Raw genomic sequence first — 17,474 nt, 5'->3', positions numbered from 1 at the left:
TCAGCCTCGCGCGTCGATCGCCGACTGGACCGACTCCCGGTAGCCCTCGGAGGTGTACGTGGCGCCCGAGACCGTGTCGATGTGCGCCGACTGCGCGGAGACGACCTCCTGCGCCAGGACCGGCGTGGACCGGGCTGCGATCTGGGAGCTCTCGGGACCGACGGGAGCCTGCACGGTCTGGACGTCGACGATCCGCGTCCCGGTGAACGTGACGGCCACCTGCACGGGACCGTAGGGCGTCTGGGCGACGTCACCACCGACGGTCACCGTCGACGGGTCGGTCGTACCCGTCCCGGGGTTCGACGGCGAGGTGGTGGCGTCCGGCGTCGCCGGCCCGGAGCCGCTCGTGGACCCTCCGGTGTCGCCGGCGGGGAGGGTGCTGCCGGCGACGGTCGGCGCGGCCTGCTCGAACGGAAGGCCGCCGAACCGGGCCACGGCGATCGCCGCCAGCCCGGCCAGGGCACCCAGGTAGACGAAGGTTCCCCTCCAGCGGTGTGCGGTCATGACAGGCTCAGCTCCTCGTGATGGACGGCGGACCTCGGGACACCGGCCGCGCGGGCGGACCGGACGACGGTGGCGACCATGCCGGGCGGACCGCACACGAACACGTCCCGCCGCTCCAGGTCGGGCACGAGCGCGACGAGGTGGCCGGCGTCGAGCGGGTCGTGGCCCAGCTCCGAGCGCCGGCCGACGACCGGCCGGTAGTCGATGCCCTCGGCCGCGAGCTCGCCCCCGAGCCCCAGGTCCGCCGCCGACCGGGCGCGGTGCACCACCACGACGTCGTGCCCCCGCAGCCGCAGCTCCTCGGCGAGCGCCCGCACCGGCCCCACGCCGGCCCCGCCGGCGATGAGCAGCACCCCACGACGACGGGCCCGGGCCGCGGTGAACCGTCCGAACGGTCCCTCGAGCAGGACCCGGGTACCGGGTCGCAGCCGCGCGACCGCGCGCGAGTGGTCGCCCAGCGCGCCGATGGTGAACCGCAGGTGGTCCCCCGTCCGGGCCGCGGAGACCGAGTACGGGTGGGCGGACACCAGGTGGCCGCGCACCAGGAAGCGGACGAGGAAGAACTGGCCCGCCGTCGCGCCCAGGTCGCCGAGGCCGCTGCCCGAGACCCAGACGCTCGTCATGCCGCCCGCCTCGGGCACGACGGCGGTCACCCGCGGCGCGTGGCGGGCCACGTCGGCCAGGGGCAGGACGACCCGCCAGGTCAGCAGCGCAGCCGCGGTGCCCGCGTACAGCAGGATCCACACCAGGCGGGCCGCCGGGTCGCCGACGAAGTGGGCCCCTGCCGCGATCTGGTGCCCGAACGTCAGGTAGATGCCGAGGTAGACGCTCAGGTGCACGACGAACCACGCCTCGTAGGAGAGGGAGGCGCGCAGGAGCCGGGCGCTGGTCGCGCCGACCAGGACGAACAGCACCGTGCCGGCCACCGCCGAGAGCATCTCCGGCTGGGTCGTCACGATGGTCACCGCCTGGGACCAGAGCGCGTTCCGGGACAGGAGCGCGCCGCCCAGGACCATCAGCAGCACGTGCGTCAGGACCAGGAGGACGACGCTCGTCCCGAGCGTCCGGTGCCACGACACGAGCCTGTCGAGGCCGACGGACCGTTCGAACCACGGCACCCTGCCGGTCAGCAGCACCTGCGCGCAGACCAGGACCGACGCGACGAGACCGGTGAGCTCGCCGAGCGCGGTGACCGCCCCGCCGGGCGTGGTACCCGTCCCGGACGGCGTGCCCGTCCACCAGAAGACGGTCACCGCCACGACGGCGAGGGCCAGGAGGGCCCGCAGGGCGAGGCTCCCGGGACGGTCCGGGGCGGCGGCCCGTCCCGGCTGCTCGGTCCCGGGCGAGGGACGCGGTGGCGTGATCGTGCTCATGCCGTCAGTCTCGGCGGCGATTCTCAGCGCATTCTCGGAGCCGGGCCGGTCAGGGCCCGCAGCGCGTACAGGATGGTCGCCAGGTCGACGAGCTCCTGGACGAGGGCCCCGGTGACGGCGGGGATCGCTCCGGTCGCCGCCACGAGCATGAGGCCGACGCTCAGCCCGATGCCGAGCCAGATCGCCGTCAGGGCGGTGCGCAGGGTGTGCCGGCCTACAGACACCGCGTCCACGACCCCGCCGAGCGAGTCGACCAGCAGCACGACGTCGGCGGCGTCCCCGGCCGCGGTCGCGCCCTTGGCGCCCATCGCCACCCCGATGTCGGACGCGGCCAGCACCGGGGCGTCGTTCACGCCGTCGCCGACCATCATCACGGGCCGCGGGCTCAGCTCCGCGGCGAGCCGTACCTTCTCGCCGGGCAGGAGCTCGGCGTGGACCTCGTCGATGCCGACGTGCCGGGCGACCGACTCCCCCGTGGCCCGGGCGTCCCCGGTCAGCATCGTGACGTGCTCGACGCCGTGGGCACGGAGCCAGGCCACGACGGCGGGCGACTCGGGCCGGGCGTCGTCGGCCAGGACGACGGCACCCGCGAACCGCCCGTCCACCGCGACGTAGGCGGCCGCCTGGCCGGGGCCGAGCGGCGTGACGACCGTGTCCGGGGCGACCGAGCGGACGTAGGCCGGCTTGCCGACCACGACCCTGCGGCCGTCGATGCTCGCGGCGACGCCGTTCGTGGCCACCTCCTCGGCCTCGTCCGCCGGGCGCAGGACCAGGCCGCGCCCGGCGGCCGCCCGGCGGACGCTGTCGGCGAAGACGTGCGACGAGTACTGCTCGGCCGACGCGGCGAGCAGCAGCAGCTCGTCGTCGGCCAGCCCCCGGGCGGGGCGGAGCGCGACGAGGTCGGGCCTGCCCCGGGTGAGCGTCCCCGTCTTGTCGAACGCGACCGACCGCAGGCGCGCGAGCTGCTCGACGACCGTGCCGCCCTTCATGATCACCCCGAGCTTCGCGGCGCGGGACAGCCCGCTGAGGAACGCCACGGGTGCCGCGATGAGCAGGGGGCACGGCGTGGCCAGCACCAGCACCTCGGCGAACCGCACGGGGTCCCCCGAGAGCGTCCAGGCGGCACCGGCCAGCGCCAGCGAGACGGCGGTGAACGGCACCGCGAACCGGTCGGCCAGGCGCACGACCGGCGCACGTGACCGGCCGGCCTCCTCGACCAGGGCGACGATCTGCTGGTACTGGCTGTCCACGCTGCGGCGCACGGCCCGCACCCGCACGGCGCGCGTGCCGTTCACGGCGCCGGACAGCACCTCGGCCCCCGCCTCCCGCCCGACCGGGAGGCTCTCCCCGGTCAGCGACGACTCGTCGAAGGTGCCGCCGCCGTCGAGCAGCACACCGTCGACCGGCACGATCTCACCGGGACGCACCAGGAGGACGTCACCCACGGCGACGTCGTCGACCGGGGTGTCCCGCACGCCGTCGAAGCCCGCGGAGCCCGGGTCCGCGACCACGTGGGCGGTCCGCGGGGAACGGTCGAGCAGCGCCGTCAGGTCGCGGCGGGCCCGGCGGGCGGCGAAGTCCTCGAGCGCCTCACCGCCCGCGAGCATCAGCACGATCACCAGGGAGGCCACGTACTCCTGGACCGCCAGCGTCGCGACCATCGCCACCACCGCGAGGACGTCGAGCCCCACGTGGCCCCGCAGCACGTCGCGCACCATCCCGACGAGCGTCCACACGACGAACCCGCCGACCCAGACGGTCGCGACCCACCGCGCCGCGGCAGGCTGGTCACCCGCCTGGAGCACGAGCACGAGGGCGAGCACGACGGCGGTCGCCGTGATCGCCGGGTAGCGCAGCAACGCCCGTACCGGCCGCATGCCGCCAGTCTCCCTCAGGGCGTCGGTCTCGCTCGGGTCGTCAGTCCTTGAGGAACTCGCCCGACCTCTCGAGCACGAGGGGTGCCGTGGTCGGGTCGCCTCGTAGCGGGACCACCTCGACCGGGGTGCCCGAGCTCGCCAGGACGTCCCGCGGGGTCCGTCCCAGGCGGACCGGGTGGCGCAGGTCGCGGTGCGGACGGGCGACCAGCAGGAGGTGCGCGCCGGCGGCGGCCTCGACCAGCACCTCGGCCGGCCGTCCCGGCAGCACCACGCTCTCCACCCGGACCTCCGGGAAAGCGGTGGACCAGTCGCGTACGGCCTCGCCCAGCATCCGGCTGCCGGCGTCGACCAGCGCGTCGACGTCCGCGGCCGCGACGGCGTCCGGGGCGAGGTCGGCGAGGTCGGCCACCTGGACCAGGCGCAGCGTGGTGTGCCGGAGGTCGGCCGCGGCGAAGGCCCGGGCCAGCAGCTCGCCGTCGGCCGGGTACGACTTGACCCCCGCGACGACGCCGTCCCGGCGGGTTCCCTGCCAGTCCGCCGGCACGACCACCACCGGGACCGCCACGCGGGCGACCACCCCCGCCGTCATCGCGCCGGCGACGACCCGCTCCAGCCCCCGCCGCGTCTCCCGGCCGAGGACCAGCAGACCGCCGGTCGCGGCCGCCGCGACCAGCTCGGTCGCGCGAGGCCCCCGGCCGAGCAGCGAGTCGAACGCGACGTCGGGCGCCGAGGCGCGCGCCTGCGCCAGGGCCCGGTCGAGGATCAGCTCGCCCGAGCTCCGCAGGTCCTCGACGTCGCGGCCCGCGGCGGGCCAGAGCCCGCCCTCCGGGAGCGGGGTGGGCGCCACGTGCACCAGCCGCACGGGGTTGCCGCTGAGGCGGGCCTCGTGGATCGCGTACCGGACGGCGCCCGCGCTGCGTTCGCTCCCGTCCACGGCGACGACTACTGGATCGACGTTCCGGGTCGTGCCCATGACGAACCTCCCTTGGTGCGGCCGGGACCTCTACGTCCAGGGTGCGCCGCGGACAGCGCCGCCGGGAGGGCCGAGGGTCACGCGCCCCGGGGACCTTCGCCCCTGCCCCGGTCCCGCCTGGCCGCGCCGACCACGGTGACCTCGGCCAGGTCGGCGACCACCAGGTGCGCGCCGGCGTCGAGCATGGGACCGCGGAGCGAGCCGTGCCGGTCGACGCCGACGACCGTGCCGAAGCCGCCACGCCGGCCGGCCTCCACGCCGACCAGCGCGTCCTCGAACAGGGCGCACCGGCCGGGCGGCACACCGAGCCGCCGGGCCGCCTCGAGGTACAGGGCGGGGTCGGGCTTGCCCGGCAGCCCGAGGCGGTCCGCGTCGAGGCCGTCGACCCGCACGTCCACCAGGCCGTCCACGCCTGCCGCGCGCAGCACGGGCCCGCAGCTGCGGCTCGCCGACGCCGCGGCGACGCCGGCGCCGCGGCGCCGCAGCTCACGCAGCAGGCGAATGGTGCCGGGAAACGGACGGACCCCGTGGGTCCCGATCTCGTCGAGGTAGTACCGGGTCTTGCGGTCGAGGAGCGACCCGAACGTCTCCGCCCCGGGATCCTCGCCGGCGGGACCGCCCTCCTCCGGCAGGGTGATCCCCCGGGACCGCAGAAAACCGCGGGCGCCGTCGACTCGCGACCGCCCGTCGACGAAGCGGGGGTAGTCGCTCCCGACGTCGAACGGCGGGAGCTCGGCGCCGCCCCGCCGCCCACGGTCCCGGAGCAGCTCGTCGAACGCCCGCTTCCAGGCGGCGGCGTGGATCCGGGCCGTGTCGGTGATGACGCCGTCCGTGTCGAGCACGACGGCGTCCACGGCGGCCAGGTCCACCACCGCACGAGGTGGGCGTCCCATGCGACCACTTTCCTCCTCCGGGCGCCGTCCGCACCACGGGGGCACGATGAACGGGAGGCGCGACGTCCGCGGCCGACCGGGAGGGCCGAGCGATGCTGGCATGGCAGGCACGGGGTGACGGAAGGTTGACGCGCGCCGAGATGCCGGTGCCCGTCCCCGCCGACGACGAGGTGCTGGTGCGCGTGCTCGCCTGCGGCGTGTGCCGCACCGACCTGCACGTGGTCGAGGGCGACCTGCCGCCCCACCGCTCGCCCGTGGTCCCCGGGCACGAGGTCGTCGGCGTGGTCGAGCAGGTCGGCGCGCGGGTGCGCGGCCGCGTCGCCGGCGAACGGGTGGGCGTCGCCTGGCTCCGCTCGACCTGCGGCGAGTGCACCTGGTGCCGCCGGGGCGCGGAGAACCTGTGCCCGGCGTCGACCTACACGGGCTGGGACGCCGACGGCGGCTACGCCGAGCACGTGACGGCCCCGGCCGCGTACGTCTACCCGCTGCCGGACCTGCCCGACGTCGAGGTCGCCCCGCTGCTGTGCGCGGGCATCATCGGCTACCGGGCGCTGCGGCGGGCCGCGGTGCCACCCGGCGGGCGGCTGGGCATCTACGGGTTCGGCGCGAGCGCGCACATCACCGCGCAGATCGCCCTGGCGCGGGGCGCCGAGGTGCACGTGCTCACCCGCGACGCCGACGCCCGCGCCCTGGCCCTGGAGCTGGGCGCGGCGTCGGCCGGGGCCGCGGCGGACGCGCCCCCGGTGCCGCTGGACTCGGCGATCGTGTTCGCACCCGCGGGCGAGCTGGTCCCCGTGGCGCTGGCCGCGCTCGACCGGGGCGGCACCCTCGCGCTGGCGGGCATCCACCTGACCGACGTCCCGGTCCTGGACTACCAACGGCACCTGTTCCGCGAGCGCACCCTCACGAGCGTCACCGCCAACACCCGCGCGGACGGCGAGGAGCTGCTCCGGCTCGCCGTCCGGCTGCGCATCGAGCCGACGGTGACGCCCTACCGGCTGGACCGCGCGGACGTCGCGCTGCGCGACCTCGCGGCCGACCGGGTGCGCGGGGCCGCGGTGCTGGTCGCACCGGCCTGACGCGCGGTCCCGGCTCTCCGCGGGCGGTGCCCGCGTCGTCGTCCTCCCGGTCGAAGGTCCCGTGGACACGTGACCGTCGGCCCTGCCCGCGGCGCGCGCGAGATGGTCCGCTGGGAAGGAGCACCCGACGCGGGTCCCGGACCGAGGAGCAGATCATGGGCAGCACGTGGCAGCGGGGCATCGTCGTCGGCGTGGACGGCTCCCCGCAGAGCATGGCCGCCGTCGACTGGGCCGCGCTGACGGCGGACCGGCACGGGGCACCCCTGACCGTGCTGAGCGCCTACGTCAGCCCGCCGGCCAACATGGCGGGGACGATGGGCGTCAGCGTCACGGATCTCCGCGACCGGGCGAACGACGCCGTCGAGCGCGGCGCAGCCCGGCTGGACGGCGCGCGCCCGGGCGGGCACGGCGTCGAGGAGCAGGTCGTGCACGGCGACCCGGCCCAGGTGCTCGCGCAGCGGTCCGCGTCCGCCGACCTGGTGGTCGTCGGCCGGCGCGGCCTCGGCGCGCTGGACCGGGCCGTGCTCGGCTCCGTGTCGGGCGCGCTCGCCGCCGCGGCGTCCGGGCCTGTTGCCGTGATCCCGTCCGGCGCGGCGACCGGGGAGCCGAGCCGGGTGGTGGTCGCCGTGAGCGACGACGACGCCGACCCGCAGCTCGACCTGGGGTTCGCGGAAGCCCAGCAGCGAGCCTGCCCGCTGGTGGCGTTGCACGTGCGCGAGCCCGGCCTCGCGGCGGGCCTCGACCTCGGCGGACCGGACACCCAGCACCAGGAGGCGGAGCGGGACGGCGTGCGGCGACAGGTCGCCCGGTGGTCCGAGAAGTACCCCTCGGTGGCCCCGACCGTCGTCCTCGGCGGCGGGAACCCGGTGGACGTGCTCCTGGACGAGCTCGGGCCCGACGACGTCCTCGTGCTCGGCGGGCGCCCGCACTCGCCGACGGCCGGGCGCCTGCGGTACTCCGTCGCGGACGCCGTGCTCCGCCGGTCGCGCAACCCCGTCATCGTGGCGCACCACCAGGTGAGCCGGCACACGAAGGGAGACGAGCCATGGACGTCGTCGACGCGCAGGTCGGGAGGATCCTGAGCGCTGCCGCGGACGCACCGAGCGTCCTGAACACCCAGCCGTGGCGGGTGGCGGTCGAGGACAGCACCGTGACGGTCCGTGCCGATCCGGCGCGGCAGCTCCGGCACAGCGACCCGCAGGGCAGGGAGATGCTGATCAGCTGCGGCGCCTACCTCTTCAACATCCGGGCAGCGGCTCGCCGCGAGTCGTTGACCGCGGTCGTCACCGTCCTGCCCGATCCGGACGACGAGCTGCTCGTCGCCGAGGTCGTCCTCGAACCGGGCGACGACCCGACCCCGGACGAGCTCGAGCTCGCCATCGCGATCGAGCACCGCGTGACGTCGCGGGTCCCGTTCGACGACCAGCCCCTGCCCGCGGACGTGCTGGTCGCGATCCAGCGGGCCGCCGACGCCGAGGGGGCCGCCCTGCGCACGATCCAGCCGACGGACCCCGCACGTGCCCAGGTCCTCGCGCTGGTCCGGCGGGCGGAGGCGCTCGCGGCCGAGGACATGGCCGGGCGCGACGAGGAAGCCGCGTGGACGGCCACCTGGCCGGGACGGGACGACGGGATCCCCGAGCACCTGCTGGGACGGGCACCGAAGAACCCGGACGCCCCGGTGCGCCGTTTCCACGCGAGCCGGGGCCAGGAGCCGTTCGAGGAGCACTCCACCATGGCCGTCCTGGCCACGTCCGGCGACTCCCGACGGGACTGGGTCGCGGCGGGCCAGGCCCTGGAGCGCGCGCTCCTGGTCGCCACCACCTACTTCGTCCGGGCGTCATTCGCGACCACCGTCCTGGAGAACCCCACGACACGGCACGACCTGCGCGAGGCGCTCTCCCTCGGCACCTTCCCCCAGATGCTGATGCGGCTCGGCACCAGCCCACGAGGGGAGCGGACGCCCCGCCGGGCGCGGCACGCCACGACACCGTGAACCCGCGCTACCCGGGGGCGTCGTCCAGCCGCGCCAGCGCCGCGGCCAGCCGGGCGATCGGGACCCGGTAGGGCGAGCAGGACACGTAGTCGAGACCGATGCCGTCGAACACGGCGATCGACGCGGGGTCCCCGCCGTGCTCCCCGCACACGCCGGTCTCCAGGTCCGGCCGCGCCCGCAGCCCCCGCTCGGCACCGATCCGGACGAGCTCCCCCACGCCGTCGGCGTCGAGGGAGGCGAAGGGGTCGGCGGGCACGATGCCCGTCTCGAGGTAGCGGCCGAGGAAGGAGCCCTCGGCGTCGTCGCGCGAGACGCCGACCGCCGTCTGGGTCAGGTCGTTGGTGCCGAACGAGAAGAAGTCGGCGTGCTCGGCGATCTCGCCGGCCGTGAGGGCGGCACGCGGCACCTCGATCATCGTGCCGACGGCGTAGGGCAGGCCCGGCGCCCCGGCCGCGGCGAGCTCCTCGTCGGCGGTGGCCACGACGATCTCGCGCATGCGCCGCAGCTCCTCGGCGAACGCCACCAGCGGGACCATGATCTCCACCCGCGGGTCCAGCCCGCGGCCCCGCACCGCGAGCGCCGCGCGGATGATCGCGCGGGTCTGCATGACGCCGATCTCGGGGTACAGCAGCGACAGGCGCACGCCTCGCGTGCCGAGCATGGGGTTCTTCTCGGACAGGTGCAGGACGCGGTCCAGGAGGGCCCGCGCCCGGTCGAGCTCGCCGGGTGCGGCGTCCGCCTCGAGCCGCTGCACCAGCAGGGACTGCTCGACGAGGTCGGGGAGGAACTCGTGCAGCGGCGGGTCGATGAGCCGGACGGCGACGGGCAGGCCGGTCATGGCCGTGAAGATCTCCTCGAAGTCCGCCTGCTGCATGGGCAGCAGCTCGTCCAGGGCCGCCTGGCGGTCGGCGGCGGTGTCCGCCAGGATCATGCGCTGGACCACGGGCAGGCGGTCGGGGTCCATGAACATGTGCTCGGTGCGGCACAGGCCCACGCCCTCGGCGCCGAGCTCGCGGGCCTTCGCGGCGTCCGGGCCGGTGTCGGCGTTGGCGCGCACGCCCAGTCGGCGCACGTCGTCGGCCCAGCCCAGCACGGTGGAGAAGTCGTCGGTGACCTGCGGCGGCACCAGCGGGAGGGCGCCGGCGTAGACCAGCCCGGCGGTGCCGTCGAGGGTGACCGTGTCCGCCTCGGTGAGCACGGTGCCGCCGATCGACAGGGTGCGGGCGTCGGCGTCGATGCCCAGCTCTCCCGCGCCGGCCACGCACGGCTTGCCCATCCCACGGGCGACCACGGCCGCGTGCGACGTCATGCCGCCGTGCGCGGTCAGCACGCCCTGGGCCGCGGCGATGCCGTGGATGTCGTCCGGCGTCGTCTCCCAGCGCACGAGCACCACGGCCTCGCCCGCCCGGCCACGCTCGGCGGCCGTGTCGGCGTCGAACACGAGCGTGCCCACTGCCGCTCCCGGCGAGGCGTTCAGGCCGTGCGCGAGCGGGGTCCCGGACCAGGCTGGGTCGATCGTCGGGTGCAGGAGCTGGTCGAGCTGGGCCGGGTCGATCCGCCGCAGCGCCGTCTCCTTGTCGATCTCGCCCTCCGCGACGAGGTCGCGGGCCACCTTCAGCGCCGCGGCCGCGGTGCGCTTGCCGGTGCGTACCTGGAGCAGGTAGAGCGTGCCGTCCTCGACCGTGAACTCGATGTCCTGCATGTCCTTGTAGTGGTGCTCCAGCCGGTCCATCGTGTCCATGAGCCGGGCGTACGCCGCGGGCAGCAGCGTCTCCATCTCCGGCAGCGGCCGGGGCGTGCGGATGCCGGCGACGACGTCCTCGCCCTGCGCGTCGAGGAGGAACTCGCCGTACCGCTCCCGGGCGCCCGTGGCGGGGTTCCGCGTGAAGCAGACGCCCGTGGCGGACGTGTCGCCCTTGTTGCCGAACACCATCTGCATCACGTTGACGGCGGTGCCCAGGTCGTCCGGGATGTCGTTGAGCTCGCGGTACACGCGCGCCCGCGGGCTGTCCCACGAGCCGAAGACGGCGTCCACCGCCCGGCGGAGCTGGTCGTGCGGGTCGGTCGGCAGGTCGTGGCCGGTGGCCCGGCGGGCCGCGCCGCGGAACGTCGTCACGAGCTCCCGCAGGTCGTCCGCCGTCAGGTCGTTGTCCCAGCGCAGCCCGCGGCGGTCCTTCAGCGCCGTGAGCGCGTCCTCGAAGGCGCGCGCGGGGACGCCCTCGACCACCTCGCCGTACATCTGCACGAACCGGCGGTAGGTGTCCCAGGCGAACCGGGGGTCGCCCGACTCGGCCGCGAGTGCCTCGACCGACTCGTCGGAGATGCCGAGGTCGAGGATCGTGTCCATCATCCCGGGCATCGAGCGCACGGCTCCCGACCGCACCGAGACCAGCAGCGGCCGGTCGGCGGCACCCAGCCTGCGGCCCGTGCGGCGCTCCAGTGCCGCGAGGTGGGTCACGATCTCGTCCCAGAGCCCGTCGGGCCAGCGGTGGTCGTTCTCCATGGCGGCGACGCACGCCGCGGTGGTCACCGTGAAGCCGTCCGGGACCGGCAGGCCGAGGCGTGTCATCTCGGCGACGCCGGCGCCCTTGCCGCCCAGCAGCCCCCGCATGCCGGCGCTGCCCTCGGCCAGGTCGTAGACGTACCGCTCGTCCGATGCCGGCTCCGGCGCCCCAGCCGCTCGGGACCCGGTCCGGTCGTCCGCGTGCGTGGTCATGATGCCTCCGTCCCGCCGGCGGCGATCCCGCCGGCAGCAAGCACACACGGCGAGCATCCCGCGCCCGGGAGGCGGCGGGCCAGGGCCGAACGGCCCGGAGCACAGGGACTTCAGTGCCCTGTGCTCCCGGCCGCGGGCGTCGGCGGCTCAGCCTCCGGCGGCTCGGTCCCCCTCGGCGGCGAGCGCCTCCGTGAGCAGGCTCACGAGGGCCTCGAGCTGCACGTCCGTGGACGACGCGTCGTCGTCCTCGCCCGCCCCGTCCAGCGCCCGGGCGGCGAGCCCCGCCTTGCTGTCGATCAGCTCGGCGATCTTCGCGTCGATCGTCTGGGCGGCGATGATCCGCCAGGCCGTGACGGGGTCGGCCTGGCCGATCCGGTGGATGCGGTCGATGGCCTGGGTCTGCTCGGCGTACGTCCAGGACAGCTCGGCCAGCACCAGGTTGGAGGCCACCTGGAGGTTGAGCCCGACCCCGGCGGCCGTCAGGGAGCACACGACGATCGACACGTCCGGGTCGTCCTGGAACGCGGCGATGTTCTTCTCGCGCACCCGGGGTGTCTGGTCGCCACGGATCGAGGCGTAGCCGATGCCGCGGTCCGCGAACGTCTTATCGGCCTGGTCCATGACGTCGACGTGCTTGGCGAAGAACACCACCTTGCCGACGTTGCGGGCCAGCTGTGCGGCGTAGTCGGCGGCCAGCCCTGCCTTGGCCTGGCCGATCCGGCGGACCATGGTGAACACGTTCTCGCCGTCGGCGCGCGAGCTCGAGTCCTTCAGCTCGGCCGCCGCCACGCGGCGCGCGAGCTCCAGGTCGACGCCCTCCACGACGACGTCGTCCACGACCGAGCTCTCGGCGCGCGCCTGGACGGCGGACCGGTACCGGCTCACCAGGCGCTCGGCGAGCGCGACCTCGGCGGCCCGGATCGAGCGGCCCACGGCGCCGTCGAGCTCGACCGGCATGTCCGCGACCCGGCGGGCGGGGATGTCGGCGACGACGTCGGCCTTGCGGCGGCGCACGATACCGAGGTCGATCACGCTGGACCGGGCGGCGGGGTAGAAGCCCGGGTCCGCCGGGGTGAGGCCCGTGTCCTCGAGCGAGGTCAGCAGCGCGGCCTCCGGCTTGGTGTCGTCGATCCAGCCGAGGAACTGCCAGATCGCCCGGAAGTCCTCGATGTCGTTGATCAGCGGGGTGCCGGTCAGGGCCATCATGAGCGGCCGGGCGGTCCGCTCGCGGATCCGCTCGGAGACGGCGAGCACGTGCTGGGAGCGCTGGGAGCCCTTGTTCTTGATGAAGTGCGCCTCGTCCACGACCATGCCGCGGAAGCCGAGGTCGCCCAGCCAGCCGACGTGCCGGTCCAGGATCTCGTAGTTCACGATCACGACGTCCGCGAACCCGTCGACCTGGTCGCCGTCGCCGTGAACCACGGTCGGCCGGCGCTTCGGCGTCCACATCTCGACCTCGTGCGCCCAGTTGGTCTTCACCACGTTGGGCGCCACGACGAGCAGCGGGTAGGCGTCGGCCGCCTGGGCCGCCAGCAGGGCCTGCGCGGTCTTGCCGAGGCCGGGCTCGTCGGCGAGCAGGTAGGTGCGGTGGCCGCGGGCCGTGGCCTCGACCACCTGGGCCTGGTGGTGCATGAGCGTGCGGCCGTGCGCCGCGGACAGCGAGCGGGGCTCGGGCAGCGGCATGCAGGCCGGGGCGCCGGGCCCGGCGTGCTCGAAGGAGCGGAAGAGCGGCTCGAGCAGCTCCCAGCCGGCGAGCCGGCGGACCTTCGGGGCCTGCCGCTCGGCAGCGGCCGCGAAGTCGGGGGCGAGGAACGGGTTCGCGAGCTGGCGCGAGATCACCGAGCGGGGCACCACCTGCTTCTCGGCGCCCGGCACGGGCGGGACCACCGGTGCGGGCGGGGGCTCCTCCGGCGGTTCGAGCCCGCCGGCGCGCATCATGTCCGCCTTGAACTCGCGTGCCGCGTCGGAGACGCGGGCGTCCTCGGCGAGCAGCTCGAGCAGCGAGGTGTCCCGGGCCGCGATGCGGGCCAGCAGCGTCCCCACCGCGTCGAGCCGGTCGAGCCGCTTGGTCCGCTGGTTCTCGGTGAGGTCGCCGTCGGCTCGCACCCGGGCCCGCTCCTCGCGCATGAGCAGCGCGACCACCTGGAACTTGGTGCGCACCGCCGGGCGCGTGGGCGGGCGCCGCACGGCGCCGTCGACCTCGTGGGCGGCCTGCGCGAGCACCGGGATCATCCCCTGCTCGGCGGGCCGCGCGCCGCCGCGGCGGCGCTGGGTGCCGGAGCCGGACCCGGACCGCGCGCGGCCCGGTCGGCGTTGGCCTGATCGTGCCAAATCTCCTCCTAGCTGAATCCTGACGGCGTCCGCCCCCGCTCGCCCGACCGATGGGCATCCGCTCGCCGTCGAGCCCCGCCCCTCGGCCGCCATCTTGTCGCCGAACGTCCCCGGGCGACAGGTCTACGTGTGAACCACGCCGCCACCTGCGAGAACGCCGCAGATCCCGTGGAGGCCACGGGTATCGGGCGGCCGTCAGGCCGCCCGGACCACCGCGACCCCACGGGGCCGGGGTCCGGAGTCAGCACGGGCGGCCACGCCCCGGACGGGAGCGTGCTCGCCAACGCACGGGGCGGGAGCCACGCACGGGTTCAGGATACGGCGACCTCGGCGCGAGATCGAACTTCGGCCCGGCTCCGGCGGGACGGAACCGCAGGCCGGGGTGCTCCGTCGTGGACGGGAGCCGCTCGCCGTCCCGCGCTGCGGGTAGTGTGGTACCTGGTCAAGCAGACGGCCAGCCTCCGTTCCGCATTCTCTCACCGGTGCATGCACTGCGTCGGCCGCGCGAGGACGAGGGCGCCACGATCGTGCGCCAGTCGCCGTCTGCCGGTCCCTTCGGTACCGGCCGACCGGCACGCCTTTTCGGAGGGACCAACACATGACCACGAACGACACGGGAGAGCGCCCTGACGCGGCCGGCGTCGAGCAGCTCGAGCCTGCCGCCGAGTCGTCGGGCGGTGAGTCGCTGACGAGCCCGGTGCTGCCCGCATCCGCCCCGACCACGACTCCCCTGGGTCTGGACGGCGGCGCGGACGCGGGCGTGACCACCGAGCTGGAGCTCGCCGTCGAGCTCGCCGACGAGCTGGTGCTGACCCTGGACCTGAACGGCGTCGGCGAGCCCACGGAGCCGGGACCGGCGGGCGAGGCCGACCCGGACGACGTCCTGCCCTGGCACCAGCCGCTGCAGGTATGGGTCGATGCGGGGGACGTCCTCGCCGGGTTCGGCGTGGACGGCTGGGCCGAGTTCGACGAGCTCGACCGGCAGGTCCGGGCGCTGCACGACGAGCTGGGACCCGACCACGGACGGACCCGTGCCGCCATGGCCGACCGGGACGCCGTCGACGCCCTGTCCAGGCAGGACGAGAAGACGTACCAGGAGGCCCTGACGGCCGCGGTGCAGGAGGTCGCCCGCGAGCGCCGCATCGAGGTGGAGGTGCTGCCCGTACGCATGGCGCAGACCGGCTCCGGCGGCTCCGGGTCCACCTCCGAGGTGGACGAGCTGCTCGCGGCGGCGGTCCGCCGCGCGGCGCTGCCGCAGCTCGGCCGGCCGCCCCTCGACCTGGCCGACGACGCGGTCGTGGCGGCGGTGCGGGCAGCGGGACGCACCTACCGGGAGCGCATCAGGACGGACGAGCGCCCCGTCCCCGCCGTCCTGCACGACGAGCTCGAGGAGGAGCTGCGCACCGAGCTGCAGGCCGACGAGCTCATCCCTGACGACGCGTCGTGAACGGACCTCGATGACGCCCCGGAGCCCCGGGACGTCATCGCGGTCCTCAGTGGATCAGCCCGCCCGGCACGACACGTCCCGCTTGGGCAGCGTGCCGTCCACCAGGAACTTCGTGGTGGTCTCCAGCGCGCACGGGTTGTCGTGCAGCAGGTAGGCGCCGTGCCCGCTGTTGTCGACGGTCACCAGGCGCGACCGGTCGCCGAACGCCTCGCGGGTGCGCTGCGCGGCGGCCACCGGCGTGGCCGGGTCCCGCTCGTTCTGCACGATCAGGATGTTCCGCTTGCCCTCCGGTGAGATCTCCGCCTGCTCGACGGGCTCGTACGGCCAGTAGGCGCACGGCGTGATGTTGGCCCCCGCTGCGCCGAACATCGGGTACGCCTTCCGGTCCGCGGCCACGGTGTCCTTGTAGTGCTGCACGGCCTCGGCCCAGTCGGAGTCGTTGCAGCTCACCGAGAGGAACACCGTCAGGGCGTTGTCGAGCGGCCAGGGCTCCTCGGCGGCGGCCGCCGTGTCGGTCCCGGCCGTCGCCGGCTCGGCGAGGGCGCCGCCCGGTGTGCCCGCCGGCACGTCGGCCAGCTGCTGCTTGACCGCACCGGCGTCGTCGGTCAGGACCGCCTCCCAGAGCTCGGCGATCTTGGGGTACTGCCCGGGGCTGTAGAGGTACCCGAAGGTACCCATCCGGAAGATCACGCCGTCGACGCCGTCCAGCGGCTTCTCGTCGAGCCGCTCGGCCAGCTCGAAGAACGTGGCCCGGACCTGTGCCGGGGTACGCCCCAGCCCGTAGGTGGCGTGCCGCTTGGCCGCCCACTTCGCGAAGTCGGGGAACGTGTCCTCCATGCCGGGACCCCACAGGCGGATGACGTCCTGGTTCAGGTGCGTGTCACCGATGTTGCTGTCCAGCACGACGCGGTCGGCCCGGTCGGGGAACATCGCGTCGTACGTGGCGCCCAGGCCGCTGCCGTAGGAGTAGCCGAGGTAGCTGGCCTTCTCCTCGCCCAGCGCCGCCCGGATCTGGTCCAGGTCACGCGCCGTGTTGGGCGTGTTCAGGTGCTGCAGCAGCTCGGCGTCGGGCGACGCGGCGCACTGCTCGGCGATGCCCTTGACGACCTTCGCCTGCGCGTCGACGGCGGCCTCGTCCACCGCGAAGGGCGGCAGGTTGCCGAAGTGCGGGGTCTCAGCGGTGAAGCCGCAGCGCGCGGCCGTCGAGTGCCCGATGCCGCGGGTGTCCATGGCGATGACGTCGTAGGCGTCGCGCACGCTCTTCGGCAGCCCCTTGGACGCCAGCAGCGTGGACAGCGTGAGCCCGGAGCCCGACGGGCCGCCGGGGTTCAGCAGCAGGATGCCGCGGCGCTTCTCCGGGTTGGTGCTGGCCATCCGGGAGATCGTGAGGTCGATCTGCCTGCCCTCGGGCTCGGCGTAGTCCAGGGGCACCTGCACGGTGGCGCAGTCCAGCACGTACGGGGCGGCGTCCACGACGACGTCCGTGGGACAGGTGCCCCACTCGGCCGGCGCCGGGACGGGCGCCTCCGCGACCGTGGACGCCGTCGTCGTGGACGCCGTCGTCGTGGCGGCCCGGTCGTCGGCCATGGCGGGCAGGCCGGCGGCGGCACCCACCGAGGCCACCAGGCCCACCGCCAGCGTCACGGCGACCCCGCGCCGCGCTCTGCTTCGAGGTGGCCGTGGCCACCTCAGGCCTCGCGGCCGTGACTCTTCGGGGACGGGTGTGGCAGGCCCGTCGTCGTTCTGGGACGGCTTCGCGCGGTCTCGCATCGTGACCTTCCTCCGGCAGAGAGCTTCACCCCGGGGAGCAGCCGTCGTGCGAGTCGACCAGCCCCCGAGGTCGGTCCGACCAGTCTCGGCGCGGGGCTCGCGCGGCCCCAGTGACGAGCCGTCACCGGCGGCCGGGAGGATCGGCGCACCGACGGGTGACATGTGTCATGCCACCCGTCGGCGCCGCGCCGCTCCCGGAGGACCGGGTGAAGGCCGCCCGGGTCCCCCGGCTTTCGATCACAAGTCATCGAGGTTACGGTCGAGGAGAGTCAGACGCGGCTCAGCAGCGCATCACGCAGGGGGAGGCTGCACGGATGACCGCGGAACGCAACGAGCTCGTGGACGCGATGGCGGCCGCCGGCGTGCCCATGGACGACGCCCGGGACATGACCGTCGCCGAGCTGCTCCTGGAGCAGCACGAGGACGCCGTCCCGGTCATCGCGAGCTGGATCCGCCGCGCCTACGTCGCCGGCGCGGTCGACGCGGTGCCCGGCGAGGACGCGACGCACCAGGGCTGA

At 75.1% G+C, this 17,474-nt stretch carries 13 protein-coding genes; 5 read left to right on the top strand and 8 right to left on the bottom strand.

Translation table 11 applies throughout. From position 1 onward, the window contains the following. From H291_RS0100295 to H291_RS28065, 5 genes are all read right to left on the bottom strand, one after another. Window positions 1-504, bottom strand: coding sequence for an FMN-binding protein (locus H291_RS0100295; RefSeq protein WP_020012970.1), 504 nt, complete (start codon window positions 502-504; stop codon window positions 1-3). Beyond that, a complete protein-coding gene (locus H291_RS0100290; protein WP_020012969.1) occupies window positions 501-1,877 on the bottom strand; it encodes a ferredoxin reductase family protein in 1,377 nt (458 codons plus the stop codon). Before H291_RS0100290 ends, H291_RS0100295 begins: the two co-directional genes overlap by 4 nt. Window positions 1,878-1,900: 23 nt before the next feature. Then, window positions 1,901-3,754, bottom strand: a complete 1,854-nt coding sequence (locus tag H291_RS0100285) for a heavy metal translocating P-type ATPase (RefSeq protein WP_020012968.1) — start codon at window positions 3,752-3,754, stop codon at window positions 1,901-1,903. Between the two features lie 40 nt (window positions 3,755-3,794). Then, window positions 3,795-4,727 carry a universal stress protein gene (locus H291_RS0100280; protein ID WP_084467543.1) on the bottom strand — a complete coding sequence of 311 codons (933 nt, stop codon included), beginning with the start codon at window positions 4,725-4,727 and terminating at the stop codon, window positions 3,795-3,797. Between the two features lie 77 nt (window positions 4,728-4,804). Continuing rightward, on the bottom strand, window positions 4,805-5,620 hold the full coding sequence (locus H291_RS28065; RefSeq protein WP_033325231.1) for an HAD family hydrolase: 816 nt from the start codon (window positions 5,618-5,620) through the stop codon (window positions 4,805-4,807). Between the two features lie 125 nt (window positions 5,621-5,745). On the opposite strand from H291_RS28065, the gene H291_RS0100270 reads away from it, so the two are divergent. The 3 genes from H291_RS0100270 to H291_RS28060 all read left to right on the top strand — a co-directional run bounded on the left by H291_RS0100270 (window position 5,746) and on the right by H291_RS28060 (window position 8,692). Continuing rightward, a complete protein-coding gene (locus H291_RS0100270) occupies window positions 5,746-6,699 on the top strand; it encodes a zinc-binding alcohol dehydrogenase family protein (RefSeq protein ID WP_420038563.1) in 954 nt (317 codons plus the stop codon). A 155-nt stretch (window positions 6,700-6,854) separates the two neighbouring features. Next, window positions 6,855-7,781, top strand: a complete 927-nt coding sequence (locus tag H291_RS0100265; protein WP_020012964.1) for a universal stress protein — start codon at window positions 6,855-6,857, stop codon at window positions 7,779-7,781. Further along, the gene (locus H291_RS28060; RefSeq protein ID WP_020012963.1) at window positions 7,745-8,692 is read left to right on the top strand and encodes an Acg family FMN-binding oxidoreductase; all 948 of its coding nucleotides are present in this window, start codon (window positions 7,745-7,747) and stop codon (window positions 8,690-8,692) included. Before H291_RS0100265 ends, H291_RS28060 begins: the two co-directional genes overlap by 37 nt. A gap of 7 nt (window positions 8,693-8,699) precedes the next feature. On the opposite strand, the gene ppdK is transcribed toward H291_RS28060, so the two are convergent. After that, on the bottom strand, window positions 8,700-11,408 hold the full coding sequence (gene ppdK / locus H291_RS0100255; RefSeq protein ID WP_020012962.1) for a pyruvate, phosphate dikinase: 2,709 nt from the start codon (window positions 11,406-11,408) through the stop codon (window positions 8,700-8,702). Between the two features lie 147 nt (window positions 11,409-11,555). After that, entirely contained in the window at window positions 11,556-13,640 is a 2,085-nt protein-coding gene (locus tag H291_RS0100250; RefSeq protein ID WP_020012961.1) for a DEAD/DEAH box helicase, read from the bottom strand. Between the two features lie 697 nt (window positions 13,641-14,337). Here H291_RS0100250 and H291_RS0100245 point away from each other — a divergent pair. After that, window positions 14,338-15,186 (top strand): hypothetical protein, encoded by an 849-nt coding sequence (locus H291_RS0100245; protein WP_020012960.1) that lies wholly within the window; start codon window positions 14,338-14,340, stop codon window positions 15,184-15,186. Between the two features lie 54 nt (window positions 15,187-15,240). On the opposite strand, the gene H291_RS0100240 is transcribed toward H291_RS0100245, so the two are convergent. Continuing rightward, window positions 15,241-16,830, bottom strand: coding sequence for an alpha/beta hydrolase (locus H291_RS0100240; protein WP_020012959.1), 1,590 nt, complete (start codon window positions 16,828-16,830; stop codon window positions 15,241-15,243). Window positions 16,831-17,270: 440 nt separating this feature from the next. Here H291_RS0100240 and H291_RS0100235 point away from each other — a divergent pair, with 440 nt between their 5' ends. Further along, a complete protein-coding gene (locus H291_RS0100235; protein WP_020012958.1) occupies window positions 17,271-17,474 on the top strand; it encodes a hypothetical protein in 204 nt (67 codons plus the stop codon).

The organism is Promicromonospora sukumoe 327MFSha3.1, from assembly GCF_000385135.1.
Classification (GTDB): Bacteria; Actinomycetota; Actinomycetes; order Actinomycetales; family Cellulomonadaceae; genus Promicromonospora; species Promicromonospora sukumoe_B.
This window is presented reverse-complemented; position numbering and strand designations above follow the sequence as displayed.